Origin of the sequence: Nocardia xishanensis NBRC 101358 (assembly GCF_001613365.1) — a bacterium.
In the GTDB taxonomy this organism is placed as follows: Bacteria; Actinomycetota; Actinomycetes; order Mycobacteriales; family Mycobacteriaceae; genus Nocardia; species Nocardia xishanensis.
Window position 1 is genome coordinate 1 of the sequence record NZ_BDCF01000020.1, and the last position, 14,339, is coordinate 14,339.

Annotated in this window: 13 protein-coding genes; 9 read left to right on the top strand and 4 right to left on the bottom strand. The window is 68.6% G+C overall.

The window, feature by feature from the left end; translation table 11 throughout:
* Nucleotides 1–211 precede the first annotated feature (211 nt).
* Both NX1_RS17445 and NX1_RS17450 read left to right on the top strand, forming a co-directional pair.
* Nucleotides 212–754, top strand: coding sequence for a TerD family protein (locus NX1_RS17445; RefSeq protein WP_281216638.1), 543 nt, complete (start codon nucleotides 212–214; stop codon nucleotides 752–754).
* Nucleotides 755–763: 9 nt separating this feature from the next.
* On the top strand, nucleotides 764–1,795 hold the full coding sequence (locus NX1_RS17450; protein ID WP_068060081.1) for an NAD-dependent epimerase/dehydratase family protein: 1,032 nt from the start codon (nucleotides 764–766) through the stop codon (nucleotides 1,793–1,795).
* 22 nt (nucleotides 1,796–1,817) lie between these two features.
* Here NX1_RS17450 and NX1_RS17455 read toward each other — a convergent pair whose 3' ends face one another.
* A complete protein-coding gene (locus NX1_RS17455) occupies nucleotides 1,818–2,462 on the bottom strand; it encodes a TetR/AcrR family transcriptional regulator (RefSeq protein ID WP_068060091.1) in 645 nt (214 codons plus the stop codon).
* A gap of 61 nt (nucleotides 2,463–2,523) precedes the next feature.
* On the opposite strand from NX1_RS17455, the gene NX1_RS17460 reads away from it, so the two are divergent.
* The 4 genes from NX1_RS17460 to NX1_RS17475 all read left to right on the top strand — a co-directional run bounded on the left by NX1_RS17460 (nucleotide 2,524) and on the right by NX1_RS17475 (nucleotide 7,761).
* Nucleotides 2,524–4,038: a flavin-containing monooxygenase gene (locus NX1_RS17460; RefSeq protein ID WP_068060094.1), complete on the top strand. Its 1,515-nt coding sequence runs from the start codon at nucleotides 2,524–2,526 to the stop codon at nucleotides 4,036–4,038.
* A gap of 16 nt (nucleotides 4,039–4,054) precedes the next feature.
* Complete coding sequence (locus NX1_RS17465; RefSeq protein WP_068060410.1) at nucleotides 4,055–4,885, top strand: SDR family NAD(P)-dependent oxidoreductase; 831 nt, start codon at nucleotides 4,055–4,057, stop codon at nucleotides 4,883–4,885.
* Nucleotides 4,886–4,890: 5 nt separating this feature from the next.
* Complete coding sequence (locus tag NX1_RS17470; protein WP_068060097.1) at nucleotides 4,891–5,808, top strand: alpha/beta hydrolase; 918 nt, start codon at nucleotides 4,891–4,893, stop codon at nucleotides 5,806–5,808.
* A 159-nt stretch (nucleotides 5,809–5,967) separates the two neighbouring features.
* Nucleotides 5,968–7,761, top strand: coding sequence for an AMP-dependent synthetase/ligase (locus NX1_RS17475; RefSeq protein ID WP_068060413.1), 1,794 nt, complete (start codon nucleotides 5,968–5,970; stop codon nucleotides 7,759–7,761).
* A 96-nt stretch (nucleotides 7,762–7,857) separates the two neighbouring features.
* Here the strand turns inward: NX1_RS17475 and NX1_RS17480 are convergent, their stop codons facing one another.
* Nucleotides 7,858–8,721, bottom strand: coding sequence for an alpha/beta fold hydrolase (locus NX1_RS17480; RefSeq protein WP_068060102.1), 864 nt, complete (start codon nucleotides 8,719–8,721; stop codon nucleotides 7,858–7,860).
* Between the two features lie 84 nt (nucleotides 8,722–8,805).
* Here NX1_RS17480 and NX1_RS17485 point away from each other — a divergent pair, with 84 nt between their 5' ends.
* From NX1_RS17485 to NX1_RS17495, 3 genes are all read left to right on the top strand, one after another.
* The gene (locus NX1_RS17485; protein ID WP_068060105.1) at nucleotides 8,806–9,360 is read left to right on the top strand and encodes a CGNR zinc finger domain-containing protein; all 555 of its coding nucleotides are present in this window, start codon (nucleotides 8,806–8,808) and stop codon (nucleotides 9,358–9,360) included.
* 85 nt (nucleotides 9,361–9,445) lie between these two features.
* Complete coding sequence (locus tag NX1_RS17490; RefSeq protein ID WP_068060108.1) at nucleotides 9,446–11,239, top strand: molybdopterin-dependent oxidoreductase; 1,794 nt, start codon at nucleotides 9,446–9,448, stop codon at nucleotides 11,237–11,239.
* Between the two features lie 103 nt (nucleotides 11,240–11,342).
* Nucleotides 11,343–11,966 (top strand): Uma2 family endonuclease, encoded by a 624-nt coding sequence (locus NX1_RS17495; RefSeq protein WP_068060113.1) that lies wholly within the window; start codon nucleotides 11,343–11,345, stop codon nucleotides 11,964–11,966.
* Between the two features lie 41 nt (nucleotides 11,967–12,007).
* Here the strand turns inward: NX1_RS17495 and NX1_RS17500 are convergent, their stop codons facing one another.
* The gene (locus NX1_RS17500) at nucleotides 12,008–13,489 is read right to left on the bottom strand and encodes a DHA2 family efflux MFS transporter permease subunit (RefSeq protein ID WP_068060116.1); all 1,482 of its coding nucleotides are present in this window, start codon (nucleotides 13,487–13,489) and stop codon (nucleotides 12,008–12,010) included.
* A gap of 46 nt (nucleotides 13,490–13,535) precedes the next feature.
* Nucleotides 13,536–14,216 (bottom strand): PadR family transcriptional regulator, encoded by a 681-nt coding sequence (locus NX1_RS17505; protein ID WP_068060119.1) that lies wholly within the window; start codon nucleotides 14,214–14,216, stop codon nucleotides 13,536–13,538.
* Nucleotides 14,217–14,339 lie beyond the last annotated feature (123 nt).

Consider the following 14,339-nt stretch of genomic DNA (forward strand, 5'->3'; position numbering starts at 1 on the left):
CCGTTTCCCGGCCATCCGGCCGGGAGTTCCGCACCCGAGCTCTGCCTCGTCCGTGCCGGACCAGTAGCGCGGCCCGACGAACAGACCGGGGACGCGTGGTCGAACGAAATGGCGCTCCGGCGGCGGCGCGGATGCGGCGATGCGGACACGCGTCAGCTTCTAGGGTGGTGGCGTGGCGCGAGGAGCGCGCCGCGGAAGGGATCGGTGCGAAGTGGTTCCGAATTCGGGCGGGGATTCCCTGGCTGTCGTGCACATGGCTGTCGGATGGGATCCGGCGGCCAAGCGGCGTTGGCTGCCGGGGAAAACGAAGGACATCGACTTGAACGCGGCGGCGCTGCTGTTCTCGGGCGACACGATCGTCGACGTGGTGTATCACGAACAGCTGACGTCGCAGGACGGGTCGGTCCGGCTCCTCGGCGACAACACGACCGGCGACGGGGAAGGCGACGACGAGATCATCACGCTCGACCTGACCAGAATCTCCCTACAGGTCACCACCGTGTTCTTCCTGGTGACCTGCTACACCGGCCAGACGTTCGAGAAGATCGAGAACGCCTTCTGCCGCGTCGTCGACGGCATGACGAAGGCCGAGATCGTCCGCTACGAGCTGAGCCGGATCCAGGCGCACACCGGTTTCCTCGCGGGCAAACTCGTTCGCGCGCAAGAGGGTTGGGCGTTCCGTTCGATCGACGAGGAGATCCAGGCGCAACATCCCGTCGAGGCGGTGCCGCAGCTGGCGCCGTTCCTGGGCTGAGGGGCTGGCGTGCGGATTCTGGTCACGGGCGCCAACGGGTACCTGGGCGGCGCCGTCACCGCGCGGCTGCGCCGGGACGGACACCAGGTCGTCGCGCTCGTCCGTCGCGAAAGTGTCCGCACGCCAACGGGAACGGCCGTCCGGATAGCGGATCTGCTGGACCCCCAATCGCTTACGGAAGCCGTCCGCGATGTCGACGCCGTCTGCCATCTGGCCGGGCTCACCCGAGCCAGGGATTCCGTCGCCGACCCGCTGCCGTATTTCCGGGTCAATGTCGGCGGTACCGTGGCGTTGCTCGACGCGATGGCGCGGGCCGGCATCGAGAAGCTGGTGTTCGCGTCGACCGCCGCGATCTACGCCACCGATGTCCAACCGATGACCGAGGACGTCCCTGACGCGCCGCCACACCCGTATGCCGCGAGCAAGCAGGCGGCGGAACTTGCCATCGCCGCGCAAGCCGCGTCGGGTCGCCTAGCCGCGATCGTCCTGCGCCTGTCCAACCTCGTCGGCGGCGCCGACACCGACGACACGCGCATCCTGCCTCGGCTGCGGGCGGTGGCGACCGGGGCGAGCGACCGTCTGCGCGTGTACGGCGACGGCACCGCGACGCGCGACTACCTGCACCTCGAGGACGCGGCCCGCGCCGTCGCCGCGGCGGTCACCCACCTGCCCGGCCTCGGCGTCTGCCGCCGGTACAACATCGGCAGCGAAACCGGCACCAGCGTCGCCGAATTGGTGGCGCTCACGTCCCGCATCACCGGCCGCGCCATCCCGGTGGAGCACCTTCCCGCCGTTCAGGAACCGCCGACCTTGGTCTGTGACAGCTCTCGCGCCGCGGGGGAACTCGGTTGGCGGGCCACCTGGGATATCGAAGCGATCGTGCGTGAGATGTTGGCCGATCCATCAGCCGCTCACCCGGCGCACGACGCCGATCCGGCCCGCCAGCGCGCGGCGCTCGACCAGCTCGCGGCTATGGACCACAACCCCTTCCTCACCGACGCCGAACTCGCGGCCCGCGCGAACCTCGAGCGGCCGACCTAGCCCATCGCGCGCGTCGCCGGACTCACCCCCGCAATGCCGCGCCCAACTCCGGATTCAGGGCGAGGGCCAGCGTGAGCAGGGATTCCACCAGCAAGTCGATCAGTTCCTCGCGGGCGATCGGCTCGGTGCGCAACCAGGTGAGAGTCGTCTCCTCGACGAAGGCGATCCACCCGCGCATGCCGAGCATGAGCCGCGGGTGCGCGGCGGGGTCGACGGGGGTCGGGGCCTCGGCGAGGATGAGGCCGATGATGGCGTCGCGGGTCTCGTCGACCAGCGGGAGCAGGTCGGGGCTGACGCTGGTGGGGCCGCGCAGGAGCGCGAGGTAGGAGCTGCGGTTCTCGCTGACGTAGTCGACGTAGCGCTCGATCGAATCGCGCAGCATGTCGAAGAGGCTCAGCGACCGGTCCGGCGCCACCCGCTCGAGCAGTTCGGCATTGGCGTGCCGGACGACCTCGAGCTGGAAGTCCTGCTTGGTCGGGAAGTAGTGGAACAGCAGTCCGCGGGATATCCCCGCCTGGGCCGCGATCTCGCTGACCGAGAGCTCCTCGATCGTGCGCTCGCCGAGCATCTTGGCGCCGAGCGTGAGCAACTGCTGACGGCGTTCATCCGGGGTCAGCCGGGTCCGCTTGCCGTTCTCACCGGAGCTTTTGCTGGTCACGGCACTCATGTTACTGAACGCGGTTCAATTGCTGTTGACTCGTGCTCAATAAGATCGTAGTCTCCCTTACATGAGTCGCAAGGTTACAGACAAAGCTGTCGGCGACGACCGGCCCGTCCGCCACGTCAAGACGGTCATCATCGGCAGCGGCTTCGCCGGTCTCGGTCTCGCCATCCGGCTGAGCCAGCAGGGTCGCGACGACTACCTGGTCCTGGAGCGCGGCAGCGATGTCGGCGGAACCTGGCGGGACAACACCTATCCCGGCGCGGCCTGCGACGTCCCCTCGCACCTGTACTCGTATTCCTTTGCGCTCAACCCGAATTGGTCGCGCTCGTTCTCCCGGCAGGGCGAGATCCAGTCCTACATCCAGGGCGTCGCGAAGAAGTACAACGTGCTCGACAAGCACATCTTCGACTGCGACGTGACCGGCGCCCGGTGGAACGACGACACCGCGCAGTGGGAAATCACCTCCAGCAAAGGCGATTTCACCGCCGACACGGTCGTCTCCGCGGTCGGCGCGCTGTGCGAGCCGAACCTGCCGGACATCAAGGGCATCAATACCTTCGAGGGCGAGATCTTCCACTCGGCCCGCTGGAACCACGACGCCGACCTGAACGGCAAGCGGGTCGCCATCATCGGCACCGGCGCCTCGGCGATCCAGATCATCCCGTCCATCGCGCCGCAGGTCGCCAAGCTGGACGTCTACCAGCGGACCGCGCCGTGGCTGCTCCCCCGCATGGACCGGCCGTACCTGAGGGCCGAGCGGCTCGCGTTCAAGCACGTGCCCGGCGTACAGCGGCTCTCCCGCGCCGCCATCTACGCCGCCCGCGAGACCCAGGTCGTCGGCCTGGCCAAGTTCCCCGCGCTGATGCAGGGCTTCCAGCTGCTGGCCAAGGCCAAGCTGCAGTACGAGGTGCGCGACCCCGAGCTACGCAAGAAAGTCACCCCGGACTTCCGCATCGGCTGCAAGCGCATGCTCATCTCGAACGAGTACTACCCCGCGCTGAGCCGCGACAACGTGGACGTGGTCACCGACGGCATCGCCGAGATTCGCGCGGGATCGATCGTCACCAAGGACGGCACCGAGCGCGAGATCGACGCGCTGATCGTGGCCACCGGCTTCCACGTCACCGACTCGCCCACCTACGAGACCATCACCGGCCGCGACGGCCGCACGCTGAGCGAGGTCTTCGACGCGATCGGCCAGCAGGGCTACAAGGGTTCGGCGGTCGCCAACTTCCCCAACATGTTCTTCCTGCTCGGCCCGAACGTCGGCCTCGGCCACACGTCGATGGTGTACATGATCGAATCCCAGATCAACTACATCTCCGACGCGCTCGCCACCGTCGACCGCCTCGGCCTGCGCACCGTCGAGGTGCGCGGGGAAGTGCAGGACGCCTACAACAAGGAACTGCAGGCCAAGCTGAGCAAGACGGTGTGGAACACCGGCGGCTGCGCGAGCTGGTACCTGGACAAGCACGGCAACAATACGACGCTGTGGCCCGACTTCACCTTCCAATTCCGTAGGCTGACAAAGAATTTCGACGTCGCCGCCTACGCGACGACAACCGCGGCTGCGAACTGAAAGTGGTGTGATCCCCGTGAGCAACGACGCTTACTTCGAGAACAAGGTCTGTGTCATCACCGGAGCGGGCTCCGGCATCGGCCGCGCGCTGGCCGAGAACCTGGCCGAGCGCGGCGCCAAGCTCGCGCTCTCCGACATCGACACCGACGGCCTCGCCGAGACCGTCCGTCGCTGCGAACAGCTCGGCGCCGAGGTGAAGTCCGACCGGCTGAACGTGGCCGAGCGCGAGGCCGTGCTGCTCTACGCCGACGCCGTGAAGGCGCACTTCGGCGTCGTGCACCAGGTCTACAACAACGCGGGCATCGCCTTCCACGGCGAGGTCCTCCGCTCGGAGTTCAAGGACATCGAGCGGATCATGGACGTCGATTTCTGGGGTGTCGTCAACGGGACGAAGGCGTTCCTTCCGATGCTCATCGAGTCGGGCGACGGCCACGTGGTCAACGTGTCCAGCCTGTTCGGACTGATCGCCGTGCCGGGTCAGAGCGCGTACAACTCGGCCAAGTTCGCGGTGCGCGGCTTCACCGAGTCGCTGCGCCAGGAGATGCTGGTCGGCAAGCACCCGGTCAAGGTCACCTGTGTGCATCCGGGCGGCATCAAGACCGCGGTGGCCCGCAACGCCACCTACGCCGAGGGCATCGACGGCAAGTCGGCCGCGTCCATGTTCGACAAGAAGCTGGCCATCCACACCCCGGAGATGGCCGCGCGGACCATCACCGAAGGCGTGCGCAAGGGCCACGGCCGGGTGCTGATCGGCTGGGAGGCCAAGCTGCTCGACGTGTTCGTGCGGGTCACTGCCTCCGGCTACCAGCGCATCGCCGCCGCGGTGAACCGGCCCTTCCTCCCCTGACGACCATGCGTGAATTCGACATTCCGCTGCCCGTCGGCCGCGTGCTGCTGAAGCCGGTGTTCCGGTCGATGCTCAACGCTCGACTGCCGTTCACGGTGCAGCGCAAGCTGATGGATCTCGGCGCGCCGCTCCAGCCGATGCCCTCGGGCGTCACGGTGCGCAAGACGCGACTCGGCGGCCGTCCGGCCGAACTGCACGTCGCCGACTCGACCAGCCCCACGACCGCCGTGCTCTACCTGCACGGCGGCGGTTACGCGGTCGGCTCGATGGCCACCCACCGCTCGCTGGCGGCGCGGCTGGCCCGCGACACCGGCAGCGCGGTGTACGTGATCGACTACCGGATGGCGCCGGAGCACCCGTTCCCGACGGGTCTGGACGACGCCGTCGCCGCGTTCCTGGAACTGGTGTCGGAGAAGGGTTTCCGGCCCGACCAGATCGCCGTCGCCGGCGACTCGGCCGGCGGTGGCCTCAGCCTGGCCACCGCGCAGCGGCTGATCGCCGAGCACGGGATGACCCCCGCGGCGCTCGGCCTGATCGCACCGTGGAGCGATCCCAACGAGATTCCCGACCGCGACGGCGACACGGTGATCAACAAGCGGTGGTCGCGCGCCTGCGCCGCCGCCTACCTGGGCGGCGGCGATGGCGACGATCCCCGCTACGCACCGCTGCGCGGGGCGCTGCACGGACTGCCGCCGACCTATGTCCAGGTCGATGTCAGCGAGCTGCTGCATCCGCAGTGCATCGCGCTGGTCTCGGCGCTGCGCGGCGCGGGAGTGCACGTGCGATTCACCGAGAGCCGGGGCCTTTGGCATGTCGCCCAGCTACAGGCCGGGTTGTTCCGTCCCGCGGCGGTCGCGCTGCGGGAACTATCCGATTTCCTGCGCGATGCCGTCCAGCCCGTGCGCACGAGCGACCTAGGATGAATGCATACCTCCGCCTTCGCTCCGGCCGTGCAGAAGATGGCGAACGAGTCCGGATCGGGCGGCCGATTACCGAGCGGCGAGATTTTCGGTAGTCGATCGCACGGACCGGCACAAGGTGTCGTAGATTACTGGCGAGTAAACCCACGTGGAAGGGCAGTGATGCGAGAGTTCGAAGTCCCGGCTTCCTACACCATCCCGGATGACGCGAACAATTCCGACAACGTCTTCCGCCACGCCGAGCAGGCGCCGAACGCGGTGCTGTTCAACGTGCCGAACGGCAGCGGCGGATGGCGGGACGTCACGGCGGCGGAGTTCGCCAAAACCGTCACTGGCGTGGCCAAGGGCATCGTCGCCTCGGGCATCGAACTCGGCGACCGCGTCGCCATCATGGCCCCCACCCGCTACGAGTGGGCCGTGCTCGACTTCGCCACGTGGGCCGCGGGCGGTTGCACCGTAGCCATTTACGACAGCTCGGCCGCCGAGCAGGCCAAGTGGATCCTGCAGGACTCAGCGACCAAGCTGCTCGTCGTCGACAACGACAAGCACCGCGCCACCATCGACGAGATCGAGGCGGGGTCGCTGCCCGAGCTGAAGGAAACCCTTCAGATCGACAAGGGCGCCATCGACGAGCTGATCGCCCGCGGCGCCGAGCTGGACGATCAGATCGTGCACGACCGCCGCGCGCAGGTCGGCGCGGCCTCGCCCGCCACCCTGATCTACACCTCGGGCACCACGGGCCGCCCGAAGGGCGTCATGCTCAGCCACGCGAACCTCTACGCGGAGTCCAAGTCCGACCGGATCGCGCTGAGCAAGTACGTCACCGAGGGCAAGAAGACCCTGATGTTCCTGCCGCTGGCGCACGTGTTCGCGCGTGCGGTGGCGCTGGCGGCCTTCGACGCCAAGGTGATCGTCGCGCACACCTCCGACTGGTCCACCCTCGTCGAGCAGTTCGGCAGCTACAAGCCGCACTTCATCCTCTCGGTGCCGCGCGTGTTCGAGAAGGTGTTCAACGCGTCGAAGCAGAAGGCGCACGACGGCGGCAAGGGCAAGATCTTCGACGCCGCCGCCGACACCGCCATCGCCTACAGCGAGGCGCTGGACAACGGCGGTCCCGGCCTGGTGCTCAAGCTCAAGCACGCGCTGTTCGACAAGCTGGTCTACAGCAAGCTGCGGGTCGCTCTCGGCGGTCAGTGCGAGGCGGCCGTCTCCGGCGGCGGCCCGCTTGGCGCGCGCCTCGGCCACTTCTTCCGCGGCGTCGGCGTGACCATCTACGAGGGCTACGGACTCACCGAGACCACCGCGGCCATCACCGTGAACACCCCGGAGAAGATCCGCGTCGGTTCGGTCGGCCGCCCGATCGAGGGCCACGCGGTCAAGATCGCCGAGGACGGCGAGCTGCTGCTGCGCGGCTCGGTCGTGTTCGGCGGCTACTGGGGCAACGCGGAAGCCACCGAGGACGCCTTCGACGACGGCTGGTTCAAGACCGGCGACCTCGGCGCCATCGACGCCGACGGCTTCGTCACCATCACCGGCCGCAAGAAGGAAATCATCGTCACCGCGGGCGGCAAGAACGTCTCGCCCGCGCTGCTCGAGGACTCGCTGCGGTCGCACCCGCTGATCAGCCAGGTGATGGTGGTCGGCGACGGTCAGCCGTTCGTCGGCGCGCTGATCACCCTCGACCCGGAGGCACTGCCCGGCTGGAAGGAACGCAACGGGCTGCCCGCCGACACCGCGATCGAGAAGCTCGTCGAGCACGCCGATCTGGTCGCCGAGATCGACGCCGCCATCGCCGAGACCAACAAGAAGGTCTCGCACGCCGAGCAGATCAAGAAGATTCGCATCCTCACGGTCGACTGGACCCAGGAGGGCGGCGAGCTCACCCCGAAGATGTCGCTCAAGCGCGCCGTCGTGATGAAGCAGTACGCCTCCGAGGTGGAGAAGATCTACAGCTAGTAGCCGGCCGATAGGCGCTGTCCGCGGGTTCGTCCCACGGACAGCGCCTTTCCCGTTTCCGGCCCGGCTCGTCTCGCGGCCGGGTTCGCGGCCGGATCAGAGCCGGTCGAGGAACTTCGCGATCAGCGGCGCGATCTCGGGCAGGTGGGTTTCCAGGGCGAAGTGGCCGGTGTCGAAGAGGTGCAGCTCGGCATCGGGGACGTCGGCGAGGTAGGCGTGCGCGCCCGGCTCGGTGAAGAACGGGTCCTCGACGCCCCACACCACGAGAGTGGGCGGGGTGTACTCGCGCAGCCACCGCTGCCATTCCGGGTAGGAGTCGACGTTCGACTGGTAGTCGAAGGCCAGCGCGACCTGCGCCTCCTTGCGGCCGGGCAGGTCGAGAAAGTGCTGATCGAGCAGCCAGCTCTCGGGCGAGAGCACGGACGGGTCGGGCACGCCGTGCTCGTACTGGCCGCGGGTGCCCTCGAGGGTGAGCAGCCCGCGGATGGTGTCCTCCGCGCCCTCCTGTTCCGGGCGAAGCGCGACGAATCCCTTGGCGCCATCGGAGAGTCCGGCCTCGTAGGCGTTGCCGTTCTGCACCACCAGTCCGGCGATCCACTCGGGGTGGCGCAGGGCCAGCCGGAAGCCGATCGGTGCGCCGAAATCGAAGACGTACATCGCGAACCGGCGCAGGTCGATGGCCTCGACGAAGCCCTCGATCACATCGGCGAGGCGGTCGAAGCTGTACTCGAAATCGGCGGGGGCGCTGGTGTGCCCGAAGCCAGGGTAATCGGGGGCGATCAGGCGGTACTGGCCGCCGAGCGCCTGCAGCAGGGCGCGGAACTGGTGCGAACCCGAGGGAAAACCGTGCAGCAGCAACAGGGTCGGCGCGTCCGGGCGCGCCGGGATGGATTCGCGGTAGAAGACCTCGACGCCGTCGACCTCGACGGTGCGGTGCTCAATGCGGGGCAGCTCGAACATTTCACATGCCTTATCTACGTGGTGATGCATTAGTTCTAGCGGATGTTCTTCTAATGTGTCAACTCGAAGATGTACCATTAGGAGGTGACCGAAACGACTCCGCTGATCGGCGAGCCCTTGGCGCTGGACCTGGTCAACACCCGACCGCTCGGCACGGATCTGCTCGCCACCACCGAACAGTTGGCGGACTGGCTCGCCCGCGAATCGGAGCGCCACCCCGAACTGGCGCTCGACCGGCCCACGCCCGCCGACCTGGCTGCCGTGCACGACGTGCGCGATCGGATCGCCGCCGTCCTGGACGCGATATTGCACGACCGACGCCCGCCCGCCGCGGCGCTGCGCGCGCTCACCGCGGCGCAGGCCGCCGCCCCGGCCGTCCGCCGGCTCGACTGGGACGGCGCCGCCGTCGTCACCACACCGCACCGCGACGGCCCGCCCGCCGCACGCCTGTCGGCGGTCCTCGCCGAGGCCGCGGCCGACCTGCTGACCGACCCGGCCCTCGCCAAACTCAAATGCTGCGAGGCGGACGACTGCGCGCTCCTCTTCCTGCCCGCCCACCCGAAACGCCGGTGGTGTTCCCCCGAACGCTGCGGCAACCGGGTTCGCGTGGCGCGCTACTACCGCAAGCACAAGGAATAAGCTTGCGCGCGAGCAAATCGCCGGATGGTTTCCCGCCTGCACTCGACAGCGGGCGCGGTCCGGGTGGGCGCAGTAGGCTCGCGACATGGCCGTACTGCGGTGGCGGGTGGCTGCCGGGATCCTGTCCGCCGGGCTGACGCTCGGTGTGGCGGAACTGCTCGCGGCGTTCATTCGGCCAGAAAGCGCGCCGATCCACGTACTCGGCTCGACGGTTGTCGACCACACCCCCGACGGCTTGCGCGAATGGGCGATCAGCACGTTCGGCACGGCCGACAAGACGGTGCTGTTCGTCTGCATGGGTGTCGTCGCCGCCTGCGTCGCGGGTCTGGCGGGCGCCCTCGAACGTGTCGATCGCGCGACAGGCTCCACGCTGCTCGTCTTCTTCGGCTTGCTCGCCGCCTTCGTCGCGGCGGGCCGCTACGGGTTCCTCGCGGCCGTACCGATCGTAATCGGCGTCGCCGCAGGCGTTTACGCGCTCCGCGTGCTGACCGAGCGAATCGCGGAAGCGTTCCCCGGCGCGGCACCCGAACAGCCTCCACCGGACGCGCCGCCTTCCGGTCGCATGACCCCTGCCACGGCATCGGCGCCAGGCGACACCGGATCCCGTGCGGCACCGGAAACCTCTGGCTCCCAGGCCCAGCCGGATGCCGCAGCAACGCACACGGCTACGCCCGCGCCGACGACGGGCGCTGCCGGCGAACCCCGTACCGGCATCGCCGCGACCGCGGGATCGCCCGGAAGCGCTGCCGAACCACGGACCGAAGCGGATGCGGGGACGGGTTCGGCACGGTCCGGACCCATCACCACGGGCCCGCCGCGGCGAGAACTGTTGCGGGACATGGCGATCACCGGCGGCTTGGCTTTGCTGGCCGGGGTGGGCGGGCGGCTGTGGAGTGCGCGGCGCGGGGACGTCTCGGGTGAGCGCGCGGCGGTGCTGCTGCCGCAGCCGAGCGAGCCCGCGATCTCGTTGCTGCCGGACGCCGATCTGCGCGTGCCCGGGCTGACGCCGTACATCACCCCCAACGACGACTTCTACCGGATCGATACCGCGCTCTTCCTGCCGCAGGTCTCGATCGAGGACTGGTCGCTGCGCATCCACGGCATGGTGGATCGCGAGATTCTCATCGGCTGGGGCGATCTCGCGCGGCGGCCGGTGGTTGAACGGCTGGTGACGCTGGCCTGCGTGTCCAATCCGGTGAACGGCGACCTCGTCGGCAACGCGCTGTGGCGCGGCTATCGTCTCGACGAACTGCTCGCCGAGGCCGGACCGCATCCCGACGCCGACATGGTGCTCTCGCGCAGCAAGGACGGCTGGACGTCGGGCACCCCGCTCGCCGCCCTCACCGACGGCCGCGACGCCCTGCTCGCGGTGGGCATGAACGGCGAACCGCTGCCGGTGGCGCACGGCTATCCGGCCCGCCTGGTGGTGCCGGGCCTGTACGGCTACGTCTCGGCCACCAAGTGGGTGACCGAACTGGAGGTCACCCGGTTCGACCGTGCCACTGCCTACTGGACCCGCCGCGGTTGGTCGGCCCTCGGCCCGATCAAGACCGGCACCCGGATCGACACGCCGCGCGGCCGCGCCCGCCGACCGGCGGGCCGCATTCCCATCGCTGGCGTGGCGTGGGCCCAGCACCGCGGCATCACCGCCGTCGAAGTGCAGATAGACGACGGCGACTGGCGCCCCGCCCGCCTGTCCACCGAACAGTCCATCGACACCTGGCGCCAGTGGGTCTACGACTGGGACGCCACGCCCGGCACCCACACCATCCGCGCCCGCTCCACCGACGGCACCGGCGAAGTCCAAACCGCCGAACGCCGCGACGTCATCCCCGACGGCGCCACCGGCCACCCCACCCTCACCATCCAAATCGGTTGACGCCGAGCACGACGCCCTGGGCGTTCATCGAAAGCGATAGCGTTCGCCGAATGCATCCGGATAGGGTCTGAGCAGGTAGTTGGCCCGATCCCAAGGAGCGCACATGTCCGCGATCTTCGACTGGGCGAAGTCCGAGAACCTACAGCCGGAGCCGATCACGCTGGAGATCTGGCGCGAACTGCCCGAAGACTTCTGCCGCCAGGTGGAATTGGTAAACGGCGAGGCGGTGCGCGCCGAATCGCCGAATCGACAGCACCAGAAGGCCGCTCGACGACTGGCCGAGCTGCTCGAAACGGCCGCCGAACAGCACATCGATCGATACCAAGACGGCTGCCTGGATGTGGACACCGACTTCGACGTCGTACTGTGGGAGCTTCCGAAGGCCACGGTCCGCCGACCCGATGTTGCCCTCTACGAATGCGCCCCCGATGAATTGCGGCCGCTACCGGCGTCCATGGTCCTCATCGCGGTAGAAGTTGTGTCACCGGGCAGCGAGAAGATCGACATCGCTCAGAAGAAGGCCGATTACGCGCTGGCGGGAATTCCCTGGTACTGGATCGTCTGGATCGCGGACAATCGCGTCGATTCGATCGAAGTGTTCGTGCTGGATCACGCACTGACGCAGTATCGGCCGCACGTCGTGCTGGAGCCGGGCGGTGGCGAGATCGTCGACATGCCGGTGCGGTTGAAGGTCGATTGGAACCGGCTCTCCGGACTGGTGCGCTGAAGGCCGCATCCCCGGTGTCGGGATGCGGCCTCGGGCGACGCTCAGGCCGAGACGCTGTCGGTCTTGGTGAGTTCGATGCCCGCGCCCGCGGGGGCGGCGGCGCCGTGGCGGACGAAGAGGGCCGAGGCCACGACGCCGACAAGCAGGATGGCAGCGGGCAGCAGCATTGATTCGCCGAGGGCGGTGCTGAATTCGCTGAGGATCTGCGGCGGGATGGGGCCGTTGCCGACGCCTTCCGCGGTGGGCGCGCCGCCCGCGAGCCCGTTCGCGGACAACCGGGCCGCGATGAGCGCGCTGATGGCGGCGCTACCGAGCACCGAACCGACCTGGCGGGTGGTGTTGTAGACGCCGGCGCCCGCGCCCGCCTGGTGCACGGCCAGGTTGTGGGTGGCGGTGGAGGCCAGCGGGGCCCAGATGCAGGCGTTGGCGAAACCGGCGAGCGCGGCGGACGCCAGGAACCACGCGATGTTGGAATCCGGCGTCATGATCGCCGACCACCAGAAGATCGACACCGCGAACAGCGCGAAGCCGGCGGTCGGGACGATGCGCGGATGCAGCCGATCGGCGAACTTGCCGACCAGCGGCGCGGCGAAACCGGTGACGATCGCCATCGGCGCGAACACCAGCGCCGACCTGGTCGGCGACATCTCGCGCACCGCCTGCAGGTAGAAGTACGCGGGCACCATCACCGAGACGACCGTGGCGCCCATCGCGGCGATGGCCACGTTCGACAGCGCGAAGTTGCGGTCGCGGAACAGGCCGAGCGGCACCAGCGGCTCGCCGGTGTTGCGCGCCTGGTTCACCACGAACAGGCCGAGCACGATCAGGCCCGCGGCGATCGTCAGCCAGATACGCGCCGACCAGTCGTAGCTGTTGCCCTCCTGAATGCCGAACACCAGCAGGAACATGCCGATGCCGCTGAGCACGACGCCGGGGATGTCGAACTTGTGCGGGTGGGTGGGCAGCGCGGGCACCAGCCAGACCGCGAGCGCGAAGGCGACGATGCCGACCGGCACGTTGACGATGAAGATCCACTCCCAGCTCAGCCCGTCGACCAGCACGCCGCCGAGGATCGGGCCGACCAGGGTGGCAAGACCCGCGACGCCGCCCCACAGACCCATGGCCGCGCCGCGCCGGTCCGGCGGGAAGGTTCGGGTGATCACCGCCATGGTCTGCGGCGTCATGAGCGCGGCGCCGAGGCCCTGCACGGCGCGCGCGGCGATCAGCATGGCGATGGTCTGCGACAGCCCGCACCACAGCGACGCGGCGGTGAAGACCGCGAGGCCGGCGAGGTAGATGTTCTTGGGGCCGTAGCGATCACCGAGCCTTCCGGTGACGAGCAGCGGAACGGCATAGGTGAGCAGGTAGGCGCTGGTGACCCAGATGACCTGGGAGATGTCGGCCTGTAGGTCGCGCATGATCGCGGGGTTGGCGACCGCGACGATGGTCATGTCCAACAGGATCATGAAGAAGCCGACGACCAGCGCGAACAGCGCCAGCCACGGATTGCGTTGGGTGGGCATGAATGTCGTTCCTATCCGGGAAGTTCGGTGTGAGCGATCGGAGCGGTCACGTCGCCGCTCCGGCCGAGCGCCGCGGCACGGGCGGCGTCTCCGGGTGGTCGTTGTCGGCCCATGGGTGTTCGGGTCCGGCCAGCCGCGTGCCGGTGTGCTGGTCGAACTCCTCCCACTCCAGTACGCCGCGGGACAATTCGCCGAGGAAGCCGGTCAACCAGGTGAGCTCGGCCGCGATCGTGGTGCGCAAGTAGGGCAGCACGATCCAGTAACGACGCTCCACCTCGTGGGTGCGCGCCCAGTCGGTCATGGTGTCGAGGTCTTCGAGATCACGCTCGAGGTGGGCGACGCGTTCGCGCACCAGCGCGAGCACATCGTCCTTCGGCAGGTTGTGCGCTTCGGCGAGCGCGACGGGGAACAGCGGATACTCCCGCTGCGGATAGCGCAGGATCTCGGCGACCCTGGCTCGCAGCGCGTCCCGGCCGGACGCGGTGATCCGGTAAGTGGTGCGTTCCGGGCGGTTGCCCGCGCGGTCGACGCCCTCGGCGCGCACCAGGTCTTGCTCGGCCAGCCGGGTGACGGTGTGGTAAAGCGAGCCGGGCCGCAGCTTGACCAGCAGATCCTCACCGCGCCGCAGCAGCAGCTGAAACATCTCGTACGGATGCATCGGCCGCTCCTCGAGCAGCGCGAGCACGGAGACCGCCAACGCGGTCAACGCCGGACGCGCCTGCCCCATGCAATCACCTCCCAGTGAAATCACCCCCCGCCGCACCGCGGGAGCCGGGTTGCCGGACCCTTCGACCGCGAAACGGTAGTCGCTGGCTCCGACATACTCCGTACCAAATACTCCACGTGGAAT